The organism is Streptomyces sp. NPDC101152 (assembly GCF_044768275.1).
Classification (GTDB): domain Bacteria; phylum Actinomycetota; class Actinomycetes; order Streptomycetales; family Streptomycetaceae; genus Streptomyces.
Genome location: NZ_JBIWPO010000040.1, coordinates 18,898 through 36,414, shown reverse-complemented (window position 1 = coordinate 36,414; position 17,517 = coordinate 18,898). Strand labels below are relative to the sequence as shown.

Genomic DNA, 17,517 nt, shown 5'->3' with positions numbered 1-17,517 from the left:
ATACGCCCGGGCAATTGCTGCGAGCCTCATCCCCGGTGACGGCGCGATGAAGCTCGCATCGGAGCGCCGGGCAGGCCCTGCACCCTGCTTTTCCCCACAGGAAGCGGGACGTCGTTCCTCGGACCACTAACGCAGTACGGAGCGACCGGAGTTGGGCGGCCAGCTCAAGATCCAGCGCGGTGTGAAAACTCCGCCCGACTGCCGTTCCCGGCATGCCCCAATTGGTGAAGAGAAACGGTGGTTCCTGGGCCAGGACGTCCTCTGCGCAATGACGACGGCGCGACCATCCTCGCTTGCAGCCGGACGGCGGAAGACCACGACCGCGTTCGTGACCTGATCCCAGGCGACTGGCTCAACGACGCTATACCCGGCCTGCGGAGTCGGCGGTGTGGTTCCACCGGTTGCGGCTGGCGACACGATTCCTACCTGTATGTCCGCGCGGTGGTGCGTGCGGGCGAAAGACGGCGGAGGCGCTGCTGAGACAGCGCCTCCGCGCACGCTGCGACTGGTGGGTGCGCGTCAGCCGTAATAGCCTTCCAGGTCGGCGATGACGTTGACGGAGCCGTTGGCGTTGTGGATGTGGATGTTGCCGTTTGTGTCGATGGGGACGACGGCGAGGACCGGGCGGGTCTCGCCGGTGGTCAGGTTGAGGTTGGAGACGTTGGGCATGCTGCCGTCGCCGAAGGCGGTGAGGTGGGTGGCGGTCGTCGGTCCGGTGCCGGTGAGGTTGACCAGCACTGCGCTCGCGCCGAGCGGTATCCCACCGATGCCTGCGACCTTGACCGCGAGGGTGCCGCCGGCTCCGATCGGCTTGGCGGAGGCGCCGGTGCCGTTGCGGGTGTCCAGGAAGCGGGTGGGGGCGGTGGCCACGAACGGGGTTCCCGAGGGGGCGGTGGGGTCGGCGTTGGGGTCACCGGCGAACTCGTTGGTGTACAGGCCCTGGAGGTCGGCGATCAGGTTGACGTGCCCGGCACTGTTGTAGATCTCGAACTTTCCGCCCGCGCAGACGGTCGGCACGACCAGGTTGGAGACCGTCTGTCCGGCGCGATAGTTCAGGCTGGACGACTGCGGCGGCGAGCCGAAGCCGCAGTAGACGCTGATCACGCCGTTGCTGGTGCCGCCGGTCACCGTGACGTCGAGGACGGCACCGACCGTGGCGAGCCCCCGTGCGTAGGCGGGCAGGGTGACGGTGGTGACGCTGCCGGGTCCGACCTTGGCCTTGGGGGCGCCGACACCGGAGCGGGTATCCAGTACCCGGGTCGGGGTCATCGCGGCGAGGGTGGACATGCGCTCGTCGGTGGTGCTGGACGTGGTGGTGTAGTAGCCCTCCAGGTCGGCGATGAGGTCGACGTAGCCGTGGGCGTTGTAGAGGTCGACGTAACCGTCTTTACCCACCTTGACCGTGACCAGATTGGGGTTGGTCTGCCCGGCCTGGAAGTTGAGGTCGGAGGCGGTCGGGCGGGTGGTGCCGTCGGGGTAGACGGTGACCACACTGCTCGCGGTGGCGTCGGTGTCGGTGACGTTCATGGTCACCGCGGTGACTTCGCTGGTGGGGATGCCGCTCACACCAAGGATCTTCAGGCGCAGCACAGCGCCGGGACCGACCCGCCGTTGAGCCGCACCGATGCCGTACCGGGTGTCGAGGATGCGGTTTTCGGTGCCGACAAAGGCCGCGCCGACGGTGGTCCTGGTGGTGGCGGTGGTGGTCCGCCCGCCGGAGTCGGTGATTTTCTGCGTGACGGTGTACGTGCCGGGGGCTTTGTAGGTGTGCTCCACCGTGTCGCTGAGGGCAGTGGGGGAAGCCGACGCGCCGTCACCAAAACTGATCTGGTCACTCGTGATCGTGTAGGGATCGAAGTTGATGTCGTAGGAGCAGCGGGCGGTTTCCGGCGCCGAGGGGCTGGTCGCACAGCCGACGGTCGAGGTGAGGGCCGGTAGAGGGTCGACCTGGTACGAGTCGTCGGCGGAGCCGAGGCGTGTGCCGTCGGCCTTGTGCACCACCACCGAGACGTTGTTGTAGCTGTTGCCGGTGGCCTGGGTGTAGGTGTGGGTGGCCGAGCCGCTGGTGGACGCAGCGGTGGTGCCGTCTCCGAAGTCGAAGGCGTACGTGAAGCTGTCGAGCGAGTCCGACCATGGATTGCTGATCTGTGCCGTGGCGGTGGTGGGAACACCGACGTAGCCGTTCGGGTAGCGGCCCATGTCGATCCCGCTCACCCTGAGCGGATCCTGGAACTCCGTCGCACCACGGTCGTAGGAGCTGTCACCGGTTCCGGTGTCGCCGACCAGCGGGTCGTTCACCCTGGGTCTGCCGTAGTAGTCCGTGGAGAGTTCGCCCGGGGCGCCTGCGTCGGCCGAGTCGATGAGCGGTGAGTGCTCGCTCAGCGACCCCTGCACGGGGATGGTCACATTCGTCTGGTCCAGGTCGTGGGTGCCCTGCCCGGTCCCGGCCTGGAAGGCCTGCTTGGTGGCGTAGGCGGTGCCGGCCCAGTCGTAGTCGGTTCCGGTCGACAGCGGGTTGAGCGCGTTGTAGTCGGCGGTGACGTGGGTGGCGGAGGCGGCGTCCACGGTGATCTCGGCCGGTGTGTCGGTGCGGGAGCAGGTTGTGGTCCCGGCTGGCATGACGACGGTGTTCTCCACCGACCCGGACGTGCCGCCGGTCAGGCTGATGGCGTTTCCGCACAGGGTCGAGACGGTGTCGCCGGCGAGATGGATGCCCGTGGTGCCCACGGCCGTGATGCCGCCACCCACGTCCCAGTCGAAGTGGTCGTCGGCGAGCGTGACGTCCTGCGCTCCGGGCGCACTGGCGAAGCCGAGACCCCTGGTCGTGAGGACCAGATCACGGGTGAGTGCGATGCCCGAGGAGGAACCGTCGACCGCGATCGCCGGAGTCGTCGCCGTGGTGGCGCCGGTCCTCACGGTGGCGACGCGGTAGGTGACGTGCTGCGCATCCGCGAACGCAAGGGCGGTGGCACCGCTCGATCCGGCTTCAATCCCGGCCATGTCGACGTACTGGGCGCCGGAGAAGGTGATCGCCGTCGTCTGCTGGCCCGCCACTTTGACTTCTGTTCCGGTGCCGGTTGCGGCGATGAACGTGATGGGCGCGTCCGCGGTGCCCATGGAGGCGATGGTCACCGGAGCGTAGGCGGTGTTGCTGCCCGCGATGTGAACGATGTCGCCCGGAGCCGCGGCCTGCGCGGCAGGCTGGATCTGGCAGAAGGGCTCCGCCTGCGAGCCGGGGCCGGTGTCGCTGCAGTTGGCGGCGTCGTCGACGTACAGTGCCGTGGCGGCGGCGGTGTTCGCGTGGGCGGATCCAGCCCCGAAGCAGCCGCCGAGCAGGACCGCCAGGACGGTGGACGCCACCAACGGTTGTCTGCGTCTCATATGCGCGTGCTCCCCCCGGCCGATCAGGGCGTCGGAAGTCGGCGCGCACGGCCTGTGAAATCCAACCGTGTCAGCTGGAACCGATGGGAAGACTAAGGCAGTTCGGGAGTACAGATTCGCGAATGTATGCGATTTGGGTGCCGCCATCCCGAAGGCTTGAAGTTAATTTTGATCAAACCAGAGCTTCCGCCAACCGGAGGAACAACAGAAGTTGACCACTCCGGTTCAACAGCGAGGCTGGCTCCGCCGCTTCCGCCATAGCGGCGGAGCCAGCCTCACCGATCCAGAACCGCCTCCAGGCCGGGGACAGTGCCTGCCGGAGGTCCCTACGGGCCGACATCACCGCCGGGCTGGCCCGTATCGGCCCGCAAGCCGTTCAAACCGCTATAAACTCCCGCTGCACTTCGTCACTTCAGGGGGACTCCTTTGCGTACACGACTTGCCGCCTCAGCTGTCGCCATCGCCCTGGCGGGCGTCTTCTACAGCGCGCCGGCCGCATCCGCGGCGACACCGCTGCCGTCGACCAACACGGCCCACCACTGCATCCACCACACCACCGGACAGTGCGGCTGGACGCACCACCAAAAGCCGAAGGACAAGTACGAGACGGCGAAATGCAACGACGCTTCCCTCTCGTACTCGCGGCACGCGCAGGGCACCTGCTCACACCACCGAGGCGTCCGGTACTGGTTCAAGTAGGCCACCCGGCTCCTGCGGCGCAGGGTCACCCGCCTCGTGGGTCTGCCGTCCCTCGAGTTCCCGCCGGGCGGCAAACGAGTTCGCCAGCACCACGGTTCTAAAGGGATGCGCGACGTCCAGGGCCGATGCCACCGCCACCGCCCCGCCCAACAGCGCCAGCCGCTGCTGCGGCAGCCTCCGCAGCAGCGGCGACGTGCTGGCCTAAGGCTTGTCCCGCAACGCTGAGGTGGGCGGTCGGGGGATCGAGGGGCTCGCGGCCTATCCTCGTGTTGTGCACCTGCCGCGGGATCCATCGAACGTCGACCATGTCCTGGCGGCCGCGTTTCCGACCTGGCTTGCTGGTGACATGCAGAGTGTCCTGGCGGTCATGCCGGACGCCAGGCTCGCGCCGATGGAGCCCTTCGAGGTTGAGATCCAGGGAGAGACGGTCGCCATTCCCTCGCGCATCTACAACGAGGAGCCGGGCGCCTACTTCGAGTGCTCCCTGACCGGAACCCAGCAGTTGATCTTGCATTGCCTGTACTCCCGGCACAGTGATGGCCGGGTCCGGCAGCGCCACCTCGAACAGATCGTGGCGTCAGGGGAACCATGGGTGGTCCCGTTCGTGCTGCAGTTGGCCGGCGAGTACGTGCTGGAGATCCTTGACGTGATCAGGCAGGGGCTGGCCGGGCTCACTGTCCCGAGCTCAGCCCAGCGCAGGCTCTATGGGGAGTTCATCGCCCGGAATCCAGCCTTCTTCGCGCGCACGGAGCGACGCGTGGTGAGCTACTGGTCGTGTTATTACCGCTGGGAGTACACAGTCTTCGGGACGTATCCGGGGTGCGTTCTGATGGAGGCGTTCCGAGCCGCCGCGTCGGAACACGCAGGCGTGCGATGGCCGCGCCACACGCCGCCTCCGCTGGTCGGTATGGCTGGCGAACTCGCCTGAGCTGGTCGTCGTCTCTATCCGGCGAGGGCAAGGTTGTGCAGGCGGGCGACGCCGAGCATGGCGTGGTGGACGCCGGTGCCTTTCAGGCGGCAGTCACGGAGGATCTTCCAGCTCTTCATACGGGCGAAGGCGTGTTCGACGCGGGCGCGGACTTTGCGGTGGGAGACGTTGTGTTCCTCCTTCCAGGCCGGGAGTTCAGTCTGGCCGCGTTCGCGGCGGTGTGGGATGACCAGCCCGGTGCCCCGTGTAGCCGCCGTCCGCGATGACCGTGGTCCTGCCAACGGCGTCCTTCGTGCCCGAAAGGGCCCACGCCTTGCAGTCGTTGCGGTTGCCGGGCACCGGTCGGCCGACCGCGACCACGAGCCGGGTGTCGGCATCGATGACGACTTGATGGTTCGTCGAATACCTGTAGTTCTTCGACTGCTCGGCGATCGTGTGGTCGCGCGTAGGCACGAGAGTCCCGTCCACGATGAGTACCGCGCCCTTGCCGAACCGCAGGCGGGGCCGGAGTGCGAGCAACGGCCCGAGATGATCGATGATGCGGTCAGCTGCAGACTTCGAGATACCGAACAGCGGTGCCAGCTGCCGCAGGGTCAAGTTCGTGCGCCAGTAGGTTGTCACCAGCAGCACACGGTCCTCCAAAGGCAGGCTCCAGGGGCGGCCTTTGCGTATCGGGTCCGCGCCTTCCCGTCGTAACGCAGTGATCAGCTTGTAGAAAACGCGCGGGCTCAGTCCGCTGAACGGGGCTATCCAGGAGGGCTCCGACGCCGTGATCACACCAGCCACAGCGTGATCATGGTATCACATCGGCAGGGAGAGGTGATCACCCTCTTCTCTGTGGAGACCGAGATCAAAAGGGCGGTTCGCTGCTGCAGCCGCCCGCCCACAGGTCCTCGTCCCGCGCGTCAGGCAGCAAACCTGTCCTCTCTCCCCAGGACTTGAGAGCTCGGCCGGCAATAGAGCGATACGAACGGTTGTCGCTGGAGAGCAGCACATCGCGGACCAGCGGTGTGAGAAGAGCACGCTGCTGAACGAGCTCCGGGGCGTCCAGGAGCGGAACAGCTGCAGCAATGGCCGCTTCCTGGACGGCGGGGTCCGGAGCGTGGAGGAAAGCAGTCACAGCTTGGAAGAGCCCGGGACGCAGTGCCCGGACCTGCACGGACTCGGGATGTTCCTCCAGGCAAAGCCCCACGCGTGCCATGTGCGCCTCTGCCTCGCTGCCGACCTCGGTGGCCACCGACTCGAGCCAGTTCAGCAAGGCGGCGCGCAACGGAAGGGTCCTGCCGTCATTGTCGACCACCGGGGTGTCCGTGCGCGGGTCCCTGAGGATCGCCGCCACATACGCAGCTGCAGACACGGTCGCCGAGTAGAGCGTGTTTTGGTGATGTACCGGATCGTCGAGGTGCCGCAGAGCCCTGGCCTGAGTGCCGGCGTCGTCCGCCAACAGCCCGGCCAGCAGAGCAGGCGTTCCTGCAGCCGACCCACAGGCATGTTCGAGCGAAGCCCAGTCGGTCCCCGCCAACAGATCCCACGGGTCTGGCAGTAGACCGTCAACATCCGTGATCGTCACAGGTTGAGTATGGCCGTTACTCCCACAGCCTGTACCTGCCACCTCATACGCATAGCGGGACAACCTTTAGGTAATGGCCTGGCCGATGTAGTCGTCGGCGGACCCGCAGTCCTCCACCAGCAAGTAGGCGACGTTGCTGCTGTTGGCGGCGAGCGTCCAGGTCTGTGCAACTCCGCCCTGCACTCCGGTCCAACACAACGCGGCGGTGACGTCACTGCCGGTCGTATTGGTCAGTATGGTCTGGACAGAAACGGCCGCGTTCGAAGAAGAGGCTTGCAGGTTGTTGACCCGAATCTGATCTTTGTAAATCATCCCCGCCACGGAGTTCTTTCGGATTCGGTACAGCGCGTAGCTGTCGCTCGCCGCGCTGTGCAAGGCCGAGAGGGAGACACGGTAGGCACGGCCGCTCTTGAACGTGATACCTCCGGTGGTGATGAGGGCCGTCTCCGTGCCGGAGAACGTGACGTTGCTGGTCGCGGTCTTCTGCGCTACGAATCCACGCCCTTGGGACCTCCCGTTGACGCTGAGGTCTCGGTCGATGGCGAACCCGCTGGATGTGAGCTTGGCGGTGGACTGGGCAGATGCGGACGGAGCATCGCGGACGTGCAGATAGATGGATGATCCGGCGGCCGATGTATCAGCGCCGTGCCCGTTGATGTAGGCAACCCCGTTGCCGCCCAGATCGTTTGCATAGAGGTTGAAGAGTCCTCCTGAATAGCCCGGGACATGGCTCTGCAGGGACAACCCGGTCTCTTGGCTCGAACCAGTCACCTTGGGGGCGCTGAGCGCAACGCTCGGAACTTCGTAGGTACCGGAGGAATCCGAGGCGTACGCGATGGCGGTATCGAGTTCTGCTGGAGCTGACTCGTCGGCGCTGCCGGAATAGAACTCAATCGATCCGGTCTCCGGATTGGTGTTTCCGGGGCTAATGACGACTCGCTGGCCGCTCGCGGCAGTTTGGATGGTGCTGCCGGTGAGGACGGCTCCGTTGATCGTCTTGCCGTTGACAGCGTCGGCGTCGAGCTTGTCGGCCGTGATTGCCCCGGCCTTGATATGAGTCGCTTCGATCGCACCCGCCGAGATCTTCGTTGCCGTCACGGCGTTGGCCGCGATCTTGTCCGCCGTGACGGACAGTGCGTTCAGCTTGTCCGTGGTGACAGACAATCCCGCGATCTTCTCGGCCGTGACGGCCAAGGCCGCGATCTTCCCTGCGGTTACCGCTCCGGCGACGATCTTGGGTGCAGTGACGGCGCCGTCGGCGATTTGCACGCCCGGGACCACCGGTCGGACGACGGCGTTGTCCCACAGCACGGCTCCGGCGGTCGACTGGTAGGTCTCCACCCAGACTGTCGCTGTAGTGGTGTTGGCTGGCGCCGTGACGGTGGCGGCGACGCGCTGCCACGAGCCGCGAGTTGGGACGTCGACCTGGGCGACGCCGAAGCCGACGGTGGCCCCGGTGCCGTCCTGCCACCGGGCGTAGAACTTAAGCGCGCCTCCAGCCCAGTCGGTGGAGGCGTGGGCATCGATGGCGAGGTAGAGCTGCTCTCCGCTCAGGATCGGCATCGATGTGAGATTCAGGGACCGTGTCGTGGCGGCCGTCGCCGTGGCGTCGACGCAGAGGGCCTTCGCGGAGCCGTTGCCGCCGGAGACGACGGACCATACGTTCATGGCGATCGCCGCGGTGTAGGCGCCCTCGAACGAAGGGTCGCCGAGCACGTTGGTGCCGCCCGCGACGACCAGTTTGTCAGCGGAGATCGAGGCCGCCGCGATCTCGGTCGCCGTGACCGAGTTCGCGGCGATCTCGCGGCCCGTGATCGCGTCGGCGGCGACCTTCCCGGCGATCACCGAGTCAGCCGCGAGCGCAGCGGCGGTCACCGAACCGCTCACGAGGTTGCTAGCGTCGACGATCCCAGTCTTCAGCGCCTCGATGGCAACGGCGTCGACCTGCATGACGGCCGGAGAACCGGAGACGCCCATCGAGTTGTAGTTCAGCCACAGGTAGGGGGTGATGTACCGAACGGCGTCGTGCACGGCCCCGGGCGTGCGCGGGTCGTTGTTGGGTTCGGCGGAGCCTGCGGTGGCGCGATCCTTCAAGTACCCGACGACCGTGACCCAGCCGTCCGTGGTCGGCAGCGATCGATACGACGCCGCGGTGTAGTAGTGACTGTTCGGGGAGTTCACCCCGACGCGGTTGACCAGGGTGGTCTGGTCTGCGCCCACGCCGAGCACGCCGACGTAGAACGCGTCCGGGCCGGCGGTCAGTTGGGCCGTGGCTTTTACCCGGGCACTGATCCTGTACAGGACGCCGGGCTCATAAGGGACGAGGGTTGTGCCACGGAGCCGGACGAAGCCGCGGGCCTCACCGACGTTCCGACCGGTGGGCGCGTCCGGCACCCCGGTAAGGTGCGTCCACGTCGCGCCGCTGCCCTGGTCGGTGGTCTGCCAGGCGGCGGCCTCGCCCATCGTGTCGACGAGGCGCTGGCCGGTGGCGTCCGCGAGAGCGCCGCCGAGCGCGCTGAGGGTGATCGCACCGCTCGCGACCTTGCCCAACGTCACGGAGTTGGCGGCGAGCTTCTCGGCGAGCACCGCGCCGTCCGCGAGCGCGGTGGACTTGACGGCCCCGAGTGCGAGGGCCGCGTCGGTGACCGCCCCGCGGGCGAGCTTGGTTTCGTCGATGATCGCGTTGACGAGGTCGTCAGGGACGGCCCTCCGGGCCTGTCCCTGCACAGCGGTGGAGGGCTCTCCGGCCGTACCGGAGGTGTTGACCGCGATAAGGCGCACAAACAGCGAGGTGTAGGTGTCGGTGGCGATGGTGATGCTTCCGCCCATGGCCGTTTGGAAGGCGGCCACGGGGCTGCTGGTGTCCGGTTCGGCGTCGGCGGTCGTCGACAGGTGGACCTGGACTTCGGCCAGATCGAGCGGAGCTGCCTCGGCGCCCATCCACGTTCCGGGCCAGGTCACGGTGAGCCCGGACAGTGCGGACTCGACCACCGGCGGCGTGGGGGTCGGGGGTGGCGGCCCGTTGTGGGCGATGAAGCCGACGGTGCCGTCGTCTTGGAGGCCCAGGCTGCCGCGCAGGGTGCCGTCCCGGTCGTAGACCTCGATCGCGCCGTCCTCGATGGACGAGTACGCCATGCGTGCGGTGCGGGTGGTGCGGGCCAGTTGCCGTTCCAGGACGGCGACGCGGGCGGCCAGGCGGGCGATGTCGCGGCTCACGCGGTGCCTCCCCCGTAGGTGAAGCGGTCTGCGCGCTGGAGTTGGATGACGGCCTGCTCGGGGTCCTCGCCGGAGGCGGGCCTGATCTGCCAGCCGACGATGCGGGACCAGGCGTCGAACTCGGTCCACTGGTCGTGGACCCGGGCCCGTACGTCGTCGCCGATCTGCCAGGACCCGAAGCGGGCCGCGGGGTGGTCGCGGATGGTGATCTCGGTGACTTCGCCGATGACCTGGCGGGAGATGCGTTCCGTGCGAGCGCGTGCGGCCAGCCGGTCGTTCGCCTTCTCCTCCGGTACCTCGAGTAGCTGCTCCAGGCGCAGCCGACCGTCCCGTACCGCGTCGATGGCTCGGCGCCGGTTGCGGCCCTCGCCGGCGCCGAGCGCGATGACGACCTGGGCCAGGTTGTCGGCGTCGTACTCGACAGGGACGGCCTTGACGACGTTCACGCCGGACTCGAAGTGGATGTCCGTGCGGCGGCGGCCGAGGCGGGGCCAGCCGATTCGGACGCGACCCTGCGGCGTGCCGTTCTGCCAGGTGGCTTCTTCGGTCCACTCGGGACCGCCTTCGACGGCGACCATGTCCGAGATGACGTCACCGAGCGAGGGGGTGTCCCACCAGTCGATCCGGTAGGGGTCCTCCGGAGTCCCGACGGTGACCTTCGAGGTCGTGTTGTCGACCTGGACACCGAGCTGGCCGTCCGGCGTCTCCTGGCAGTACGCCCACACGTCGCGGATGACCTTGCACGGGTCCGCGTAGGTGTAGGGACCGCGTGCGTTGAGCTGGCCGTGGAGGTCGTAGCGCCGGTAGGGGTAGGAACCCCAGCCGGATGCTTCGATGTTGAGCTGCTGGCCCTGGGGGTCGGCTCGCCAGATCAGGCCACCCCACAGCAGCCGACCGTCACGCTCGGCGTAGATCTTGGTGTTGCCAGGGTCCAGCTGGGAGCGGACGAGGTGGGCGAGGCGGGGTTCGACCGCGCCCGTGAGGCTGCCGGTCGCGGACAGTGCGGGCCCGAACTCGACGCCGGTCAGGGGCAGGTCCCAGGCGAGGACCTTGTTGGTGAGTGCGTCGGTGGTGAGGTAGCGGTACGACGGCGATGCCATCGGGCGCGTCCTTGCTCTCCCCCGCGCCGTGATGGTGGGTACGTTCAGGCGTCGGTCAGATGACGCCCTCGGTGAATTCGACGTCCGCGACGATCGAGGTGGCGGCGTCCACCGCCAGGTCTCCGGTCTCGCTCTTCGACATGTACGTCTGCACGTACAGGGTCTGAGTGGTGCCACGCAGGCCGGCGGTCACCGTGATGTTGTCCGCGATGACGACGGTGTTGCGGCGGGTACCGTTCCCTTGGTCGTCGTCGATGGCTGTGTCCTGGCCCGGGAGGGTGCCCAGGACGTGCTGCATCCGCGCGTACACGTCCGCCCGGGTCAGACGCAGCCCGGCGATGGTCGTGACGATCTTCGTGTTGGTCGCCCAGGCGGGCACAGGGATGAACCACTTGGCGGCCGTCGGCCACGTGTGCCATTTGTCGTCGGAGTACTTCAGTTCGCTGGGCGTGCCGGGAAAGGCGGTGTACAGCCTTCGGTCGCGGCGCGGGTTCGCGATGGCTCGTAGGTCGACGATCAACGCGTCAGTGATCGTCGCAGTGTTGGCTGGAATGTCGATGCGGGCCAGGGGGATCGCCGTCATGCCGGATGGCACCGTTTTCGCCGTGGCGGACACTCCGGAGACGACATGGAAATAGCCGATCTCGTCGGCTGCCGGATCACGGTTGCCTTCGTACTCCGGGTCCTCAACGCGCAGGCAGATGAGATCGGATCGCGCTGATGAGCCCGTGGGGGCGATCGGGACGACGGCGTCGCCCACGTTGTACTGCGTGTAGGAGCCCTGGCCCCACGCGGCCCCCGTGATGACGGCGGATCCGTCGCCGACGCGGACGCCGGCGCCGGGGGTCGCCCACTCTCGGACCTTCACGTCGTTCCCTTCGGTCACCCCTTGGTTGCCGGAGGCCAGGTCGCGGACCATCATCCGGAAGGCCCTCGCTGGGTGAGTGCCCCCGTGGGTCAGCATCGGCGGCTGGATCAGTGCCATCTGAGAGTGGTCTCCTTTACAGGGCGGTGTAGGCATCGCGCCACGACACCGCGAGGCGTGTGGAGTTGGTGTAGTCCGCGCCGGTCCACCGGATTTCGCTCGTTCCTGGCGGGATCTGGAACAGGTCCAGGCGGGATACAGCGGACAAGGCTGTTGCGACGTTGCCGCCGTTGCGCAGGACCCAGCGTGTTCCGGGGCGCGTGTCGATCTGGAGGGTGTCTATCTCGCCGAGGGTCAGCGCGAACTCGAGGACGCGGCCCGTCTCCGTGATCCAGATGCGGGGGTTCACGACCGGGCCTTTGATCTTCAGGGAAGGCCAGGCGGCCAAGTCGCCTGCGTTGGTCACCCACCCGGGGCGCTCATCGGGATTGGATACGCCGGTTGTGATCGGCGCGGTCACCGGAGCGGTGAACCCTCCGTCGTCGTCCCTGCGCGCGAGGGGAAGAGTGACCTGCTGCTCGGGCTCTCCCTGCCATACCGGGTCGGTGACTTCGAATACCAGGTTCAACGGAATCCAGCCGAACACGGCCTGCGCCATGGACACCGGCTCAACGTCGCGAATCCTTCCCAGCACGCGCTTGGGCCTGTCACGGCCCGGCCAGAACACACGGAGGGTCTGCAAGGCCCCTGCGGTCTTCCGCGTCGTTGGGTCCGACGCGGCACGCTTCAGCTCAGCCAGGGCATCGGCAGCGGCGGCCGGATCTCCCGGTGTGCGGATGCCTGCCTCGATGGTCACCGTCTGCGTGCCGTAGTAGTCCACACCGGGGAACGCGCCGTCCTCGGTCGGCAACTCGACGTCCTGAGAGCGGGCTTTGGGCGTTCCGAAGCCCGTGATGTCGCCGACGGGGTATCGCGTTCCGGGGCCCAGGAGGACACCGGCGAAGTCGACTTGCCACTCTTGGGTGATCGTCGCCATCAGAGACGGCCTCCTCGCTGGGCGTTCCGAAGACGCCGCATGATCTCTGTGCCGACACGATCGGCTGCTTTGGCGTCGGCGCCACCGTTGACGGTCACGGGCATGGACCCGACGAGTGCGGCGGGCCGCTCTTCCCGGACGACGACGACTTGGACCGGGGCGGGACGGGCGTCGACGAGTCGTACGAGGCCGCTGTCACCCGCGGGGGTGAGCTGGTAGCCGAACCTGTTCGCCACGTCCGCCAGGACTGCCGTCGCTGATCGCCGCTTGTTCACGCCGAGCGGCAGATACGCCTCTCCCCCGGTGGACGGCTCGGCGAAGCGAATGATCCCGTTGCTGGTGGCGTATAGACCGGTCCTGATGCCGCCGTCCTCGTACGCGAGTTGCTTGTTGGCCTTGTCCAGGTCGGACAGGAAGCGGGTGGCCTTCTTCCCCAGCGCGTCCTTGATACGGGTCCGGCCGAGCGTGGCGATCTCGATGATTCGGTCCTCGCCGAGTTCTGTCTTCTCGGCGACATCGTGGATACCGGCCTTGTTGGAGGTGATCGCGGAGATGATCGCCACGAGGTCCGAAAGGTCATCGTCCGGGATGGCATTCGAGGCGGCCTTGGCCTGGGTGTTGGCGTTCTTGGCCTTGCTCGGGGATTTGGCAGCTTCGGCGGCGACGTCCTCCGCGTCCTTGTCTCCCTGCTCGGCGAGCATCGTCGCCAAGTCGCCGTAGCCCATGGCTGCGAGCTTGGAGAGGTTCTTCTCGAACGCGGCCTGGTCCTTGACGGCCTGCTTGAGCTGGGTGGTGTAGTCGGACAGCGTGGCTCGCGCGACCACGCCCAGCTTCTCCAGGTCCTTGGTCATCTCCGTGACGTACCTGGAGCTGCCGGTGGCCATCTTGTGGGTGAGCTCCACGCCGTCCTTCCCCATGTCCTTGAGGGCATCGGCGACGTCCTGGCCGGCGCGCCGGGCGACGGTGGCGAGGTCCTTGCGCCATCGCTGGGCGCTCTTCACCGCCTTGTCGAGGTTCTTCTGGAACAGCGTCAGGTCGAAGACCTCGGTCTCCTTGCCGCCCTTCTTCACCGTCCGCATCGAGTCCGCGCGGACCGACGAGATCGAGACCAGTTCTGTCGAGCCCGAGGAGCTGTAGGACCAGCCGGTCAGTCCTCCGTCGGCGTACCAGTCGACGTTCTTGCCGCCGAGGCGCCGGACAACCTCCTCGGTGATCGCCCGTGACCGGGTGCGCTTGTTGTGGGCGAGCGGTATGTACGCCTCAGGGCCTGCTGCTTCTTCGGCCCATACTCGCCACGTTCCCTGCCTGGCGATCTGTGCGACGTGGTTCTCGCGCTCGCGGACACCTCCGCCGGCGTAGAACTCGAGCACGGAGCCGTTTGCTTGCTTGCTCGGTGCCTGGATGGAGTCGGGGACGCCGTTGGCGTCGCGGTCCCAGGAAGTGGCCTGACGTTTGAGTACGAGCGGGACGATGACGGGTGGCGGCTGGTTCGTGGACACGTTGACGGTGACCGACTTGGTGCCGGGGATGTTCTGGACCGATATCCCGATGGCGTCGAGCTGTGCCTTGACCGCGGCCATGTCGCCGGAGAGCAGCGCGGACGTCAACGCCGCAGCGGCGTCGGTGCCCTTGGTGGCCGCGACTTGCCGGATGAGGTCCAGGGCCCCGGACCATTCGGCGTTGGCATCCTTTCCCGCCTTGGAGAACGCGGCCACGACCCTCGAAAGGTCGGGCGCGCCGATAGGTACGTCCGCTCCCCAGATGCTCTTGAGGGTGTCCATGGCTCGTTCGGTGTCGCCTGACAGAAGGGCGTCCTGGAAGGCGCCGGCGGCGTCCTTCCCCTTCTTCTTGGCAACCTCTGCGAGGAGGTCCATGCCGCGGTCGAACTCGCTGCGTGCGTCGCCGACGGACTTCTTCACGGCCTTGCGCAGGTCGATCAGGGCCATCTGCTCGGTGACCTTCTGGAAGGCGGCCGGGTCGTTGCGCTCCGATGCCTTGGCCCAGGCGCGGCCGATCTCCTTCCCGTACTTCTCGGTGATCTCGGCAGTCTTCTGCAGGCCGAGGCGGTAGGCCTCCGTGGAGCGTTCCGCGTCCTCCGTCACGATGTCGCGCAGTTCGTCGGCGACCTTCGTCTTGCCCTTCTTCAGCTGTCCGACGAGCTCGTTGAGCATCGGTGCGGCGTCCACACCGAGTTCCGCGAAGTGGTCGGCCAGGTCGTCATAGCCGAACACCGCGAGTTCGGACAGGTTGCCCTGGAAGTCGCGTTGCGCCTGGAGCTGTTTGTGCAGCTCCTTCATGTAGTCGGACAGCTTGACCTTGGCGGTGTCGGCGTCCTTCCCGGCTTTGCGCATCGCCTCGGCCGCGGCGGTCTGTGCGTCCCTGAAGGCTCGGGACGGGTCGACGGCGTCTCCAACAGCCTCGGCGAGTGCCTTCATCTCGTCGGTGATCTCGGGCGCACCGGTGCGGTCGATGTCCGCGAGGGAGAACAGGTCGAAGATGCCGCCGCTGGTCTTCGCCTGCTGCTTGATCTTCGCCTCGACGATCGCCTTCTGCTGGGCGATCTCGGCTTCCTTCTTCACCGCCTCGGACCACATCTTGTGGCGCTCTTCGAGGGTCTTCTCCGCTTTGGAGTACTGGGTGATGCTCTCGTAGTCGCCGGGTGCATCACCGGATTTCGCCTTACGCGAGTACTCGTAGGAGTCCTGCTCCAGGCGGCTCTGGAGGAGGGCGAGCTTGGCCCCGCCAGAAGTGATCGCGTCGATCGCGTCAGTGGTGCCGATGCCGACCTTCTCGAGGTCCTTCAGCGCGCCGTCGGCGGTGAGCTGGTCGTACAGCTTGTTGATGCTGGCACCGGTCGTCGCTTCCTCTCGCTCCTGCTGCAAGGCTTGGACCAGCTCATTGGTCGCGTCCTTCGCCTTCTGCTTGGAGGCGGTGTAGGCGGCGTACCCGGCGATACCGAGGGTGAGGACAGCGGCAAGGCCCGTGACCGCGAGACTGGTACCTGCCAGCACGGCGGGCATCACGGCCCCGCCAGTCTGAGCAGCGGCCAGGGCGGTACGGAATGCCGCGATCTGTACGGTGACCTTCGTGTAGGCAGCCCGGAGCAACAGCAGTCCCACAACGGACGCGGTGACCATCGTGAGGACGGACTTCATCGGCCCAGGGAGGTCCTCGATGCTGCCGACGACGGTGTGGACGACGGACCCGACGGCCTTGAGCGCCGGCAGCAGGGCCCGGCCGACGTCGATGGCGAGCGCACGGGCCTGGTTGGAAGCCAGCTGCCACTGGCCGGTGACGGTGTCGGTCTGGAGGGCGTACGCCTTCTGCGTGGCTTCGGCGCGCGCCACCTCGTTGGCGATGCCCGCGTAGGTGTTGGCGTAGTTCTGTCCCCCGGCGGAGGCCAAGGCCAGGGCGGCACGTGTGGCGCGGATGTCCTTCCACATGTTCGCAATGCCCTCGGCGGTGTTGCCCGCCGCCCCGTTCAACTTGTTCACGACCACGTACAGGCCGTCCTGTTCGACGGCGGAGGCGGCCGACTCGTAGCCCAGGTCCTTGATGGCCTGCTTGAGGTCCTGCGTCGGCTTCATGACGCGGGTGAGGAGCATGTTCAGGGCCGTCACAGCCTCGGCCGCGGGGATACCGGTCAGCGTTATCGCGGCGAGAGCGGCGCTCATGTCGTCGAACTCGACGCCGGCCGCCGCCGCCATCGGTACGACGTCACCGAGCTGCTGCGCCAGTTCCTCGAACGAAATGACACCGTAGTTGACCGTCTGGAACATTACGTCCATGACGTCGCTGGCGTCGGACGCGGACATGCCGTACGCGTTCAGTACACCGAGAACGGCGCGGGCAGAGGTCTCGGTCGTGGTCAGACCCGCTGCCGCACCCCGAGCCGCGACCTGGAGGATCTCCATGGCGTCCGCGCCGTCGTATCCGGACGAGACGATCTGATAGAGGCCGTCGGCGAGCTGGTCGGCAGTCTGCGGCAGCTCGGTGGACAGCTCGACGATCTGATCGGTGAAGGCTCCGACGTTCTCGGACGTGATCTGCTGGGAGATCGTCAGCACGTTGGCCATCGCCCGCTCCAGCGAGATCGCCTGAGCCACGCCGACGCCGAGAGCGGCACCAATGAGCAGGCCGTTCTTCGCGGTCCGCGCCTGGGCGCTCCGCGCGGCGGCCAACTGGGCTTCGGTCCGCGCGACTTGCTGCGCCTGGTGCTGCGCGTTGCGCGCGGCGGTGGTCTGTACCTCGTCCCGCATCCGGACCGCGGAGAGGGCACGGGCGTCGGCCGATGCCGCGAGGCCGGTGGCGCGCGTCGCCGTGGCCTGGGCCGCAGCCGCGCGCCGTTGGGCTTCGGCGTGCTCCTGGGTAGCGCGGGCGGCGGCCGTCTGAGCCGCGGCCGCGGTACGTGCTGCGGCGACGGCCCCGGCGCCAGCCGTAGCCTGGGCGCGGGCGTTCATTGTCTGCGCCAGGGCCTGCGCCCGTGCGGCGCGCTCTCCCGTCGCCGCCACCGCAGCCTGTTCCGCTGCCGCACGACGAGCCGCTGTCGCTGCCACCGCCTGTGCACGGCCGGCGCGGTCCTGGAGCAAGGTGGTCCGCTGCACAGCCTGAGCCACCTGCGCCTGGGAGCGAACCATCTGCGCCGACGCGGCCACTTGAGCCCGGGCCAGATTGTCACCGGCCACGCGCACCTGGTTCAGACGAGCTGTCGTTCCGTCCAGC

At 67.4% G+C, this 17,517-nt stretch carries 9 protein-coding genes and 1 pseudogene; 2 read left to right on the top strand and 8 right to left on the bottom strand.

Features of this window, described 5'->3' with window-relative positions; genetic code table 11:
• Nucleotides 1-519: 519 nt before the first annotated feature.
• A complete protein-coding gene (locus ACIRVK_RS34435) occupies nucleotides 520-3,381 on the bottom strand; it encodes a PKD domain-containing protein (RefSeq protein ID WP_404254133.1) in 2,862 nt (953 codons plus the stop codon).
• Between the two features lie 426 nt (nucleotides 3,382-3,807).
• On the opposite strand from ACIRVK_RS34435, the gene ACIRVK_RS34430 reads away from it, so the two are divergent.
• On the top strand, nucleotides 3,808-4,080 hold the full coding sequence (locus ACIRVK_RS34430; protein WP_404254131.1) for a DUF3761 domain-containing protein: 273 nt from the start codon (nucleotides 3,808-3,810) through the stop codon (nucleotides 4,078-4,080).
• Nucleotides 4,081-4,351: 271 nt separating this feature from the next.
• Nucleotides 4,352-5,008 (top strand): hypothetical protein, encoded by a 657-nt coding sequence (locus ACIRVK_RS34425; RefSeq protein WP_404254129.1) that lies wholly within the window; start codon nucleotides 4,352-4,354, stop codon nucleotides 5,006-5,008.
• 14 nt (nucleotides 5,009-5,022) lie between these two features.
• On the opposite strand, the pseudogene ACIRVK_RS34420 reads toward ACIRVK_RS34425, so the two are convergent.
• From ACIRVK_RS34420 to ACIRVK_RS34390, 7 genes and pseudogenes are all read right to left on the bottom strand, one after another.
• A pseudogene (locus ACIRVK_RS34420) lies at nucleotides 5,023-5,794 on the bottom strand (transposase).
• Between the two features lie 64 nt (nucleotides 5,795-5,858).
• Nucleotides 5,859-6,578, bottom strand: coding sequence for a hypothetical protein (locus ACIRVK_RS34415; protein ID WP_404254127.1), 720 nt, complete (start codon nucleotides 6,576-6,578; stop codon nucleotides 5,859-5,861).
• A 66-nt stretch (nucleotides 6,579-6,644) separates the two neighbouring features.
• Entirely contained in the window at nucleotides 6,645-9,794 is a 3,150-nt protein-coding gene (locus tag ACIRVK_RS34410; protein WP_404254125.1) for a hypothetical protein, read from the bottom strand.
• Nucleotides 9,791-10,894, bottom strand: coding sequence for a hypothetical protein (locus ACIRVK_RS34405; RefSeq protein ID WP_404254123.1), 1,104 nt, complete (start codon nucleotides 10,892-10,894; stop codon nucleotides 9,791-9,793). The genes ACIRVK_RS34410 and ACIRVK_RS34405 overlap by 4 nt, the downstream gene beginning before the upstream one ends.
• A gap of 55 nt (nucleotides 10,895-10,949) precedes the next feature.
• Nucleotides 10,950-11,879, bottom strand: a complete 930-nt coding sequence (locus ACIRVK_RS34400; RefSeq protein ID WP_404254121.1) for a hypothetical protein — start codon at nucleotides 11,877-11,879, stop codon at nucleotides 10,950-10,952.
• A gap of 16 nt (nucleotides 11,880-11,895) precedes the next feature.
• Nucleotides 11,896-12,795 carry a phage distal tail protein gene (locus ACIRVK_RS34395; protein ID WP_404254119.1) on the bottom strand — a complete coding sequence of 300 codons (900 nt, stop codon included), beginning with the start codon at nucleotides 12,793-12,795 and terminating at the stop codon, nucleotides 11,896-11,898.
• Nucleotides 12,795-17,306, bottom strand: a complete 4,512-nt coding sequence (locus ACIRVK_RS34390; RefSeq protein WP_404254117.1) for a phage tail tape measure protein — start codon at nucleotides 17,304-17,306, stop codon at nucleotides 12,795-12,797. Before ACIRVK_RS34390 ends, ACIRVK_RS34395 begins: the two co-directional genes overlap by 1 nt.
• Between the last annotated feature and the right edge of the window lie 211 nt (nucleotides 17,307-17,517).

What these genes read in the sequence shown, in the direction of transcription:
- ACIRVK_RS34400 (WP_404254121.1), bottom strand. Translation starts at nt 11,879, where the DNA reads ATGGCACTGATCCAGCCGCCGATGCTGACCCACGGGGGCACTCACCCA.
- ACIRVK_RS34405 (WP_404254123.1), bottom strand. Translation starts at nt 10,894, where the DNA reads ATGGCATCGCCGTCGTACCGCTACCTCACCACCGACGCACTCACCAAC.
- ACIRVK_RS34395 (WP_404254119.1), bottom strand. Translation starts at nt 12,795, where the DNA reads ATGGCGACGATCACCCAAGAGTGGCAAGTCGACTTCGCCGGTGTCCTC.
- ACIRVK_RS34435 (WP_404254133.1), bottom strand. Translation starts at nt 3,381, where the DNA reads ATGAGACGCAGACAACCGTTGGTGGCGTCCACCGTCCTGGCGGTCCTG.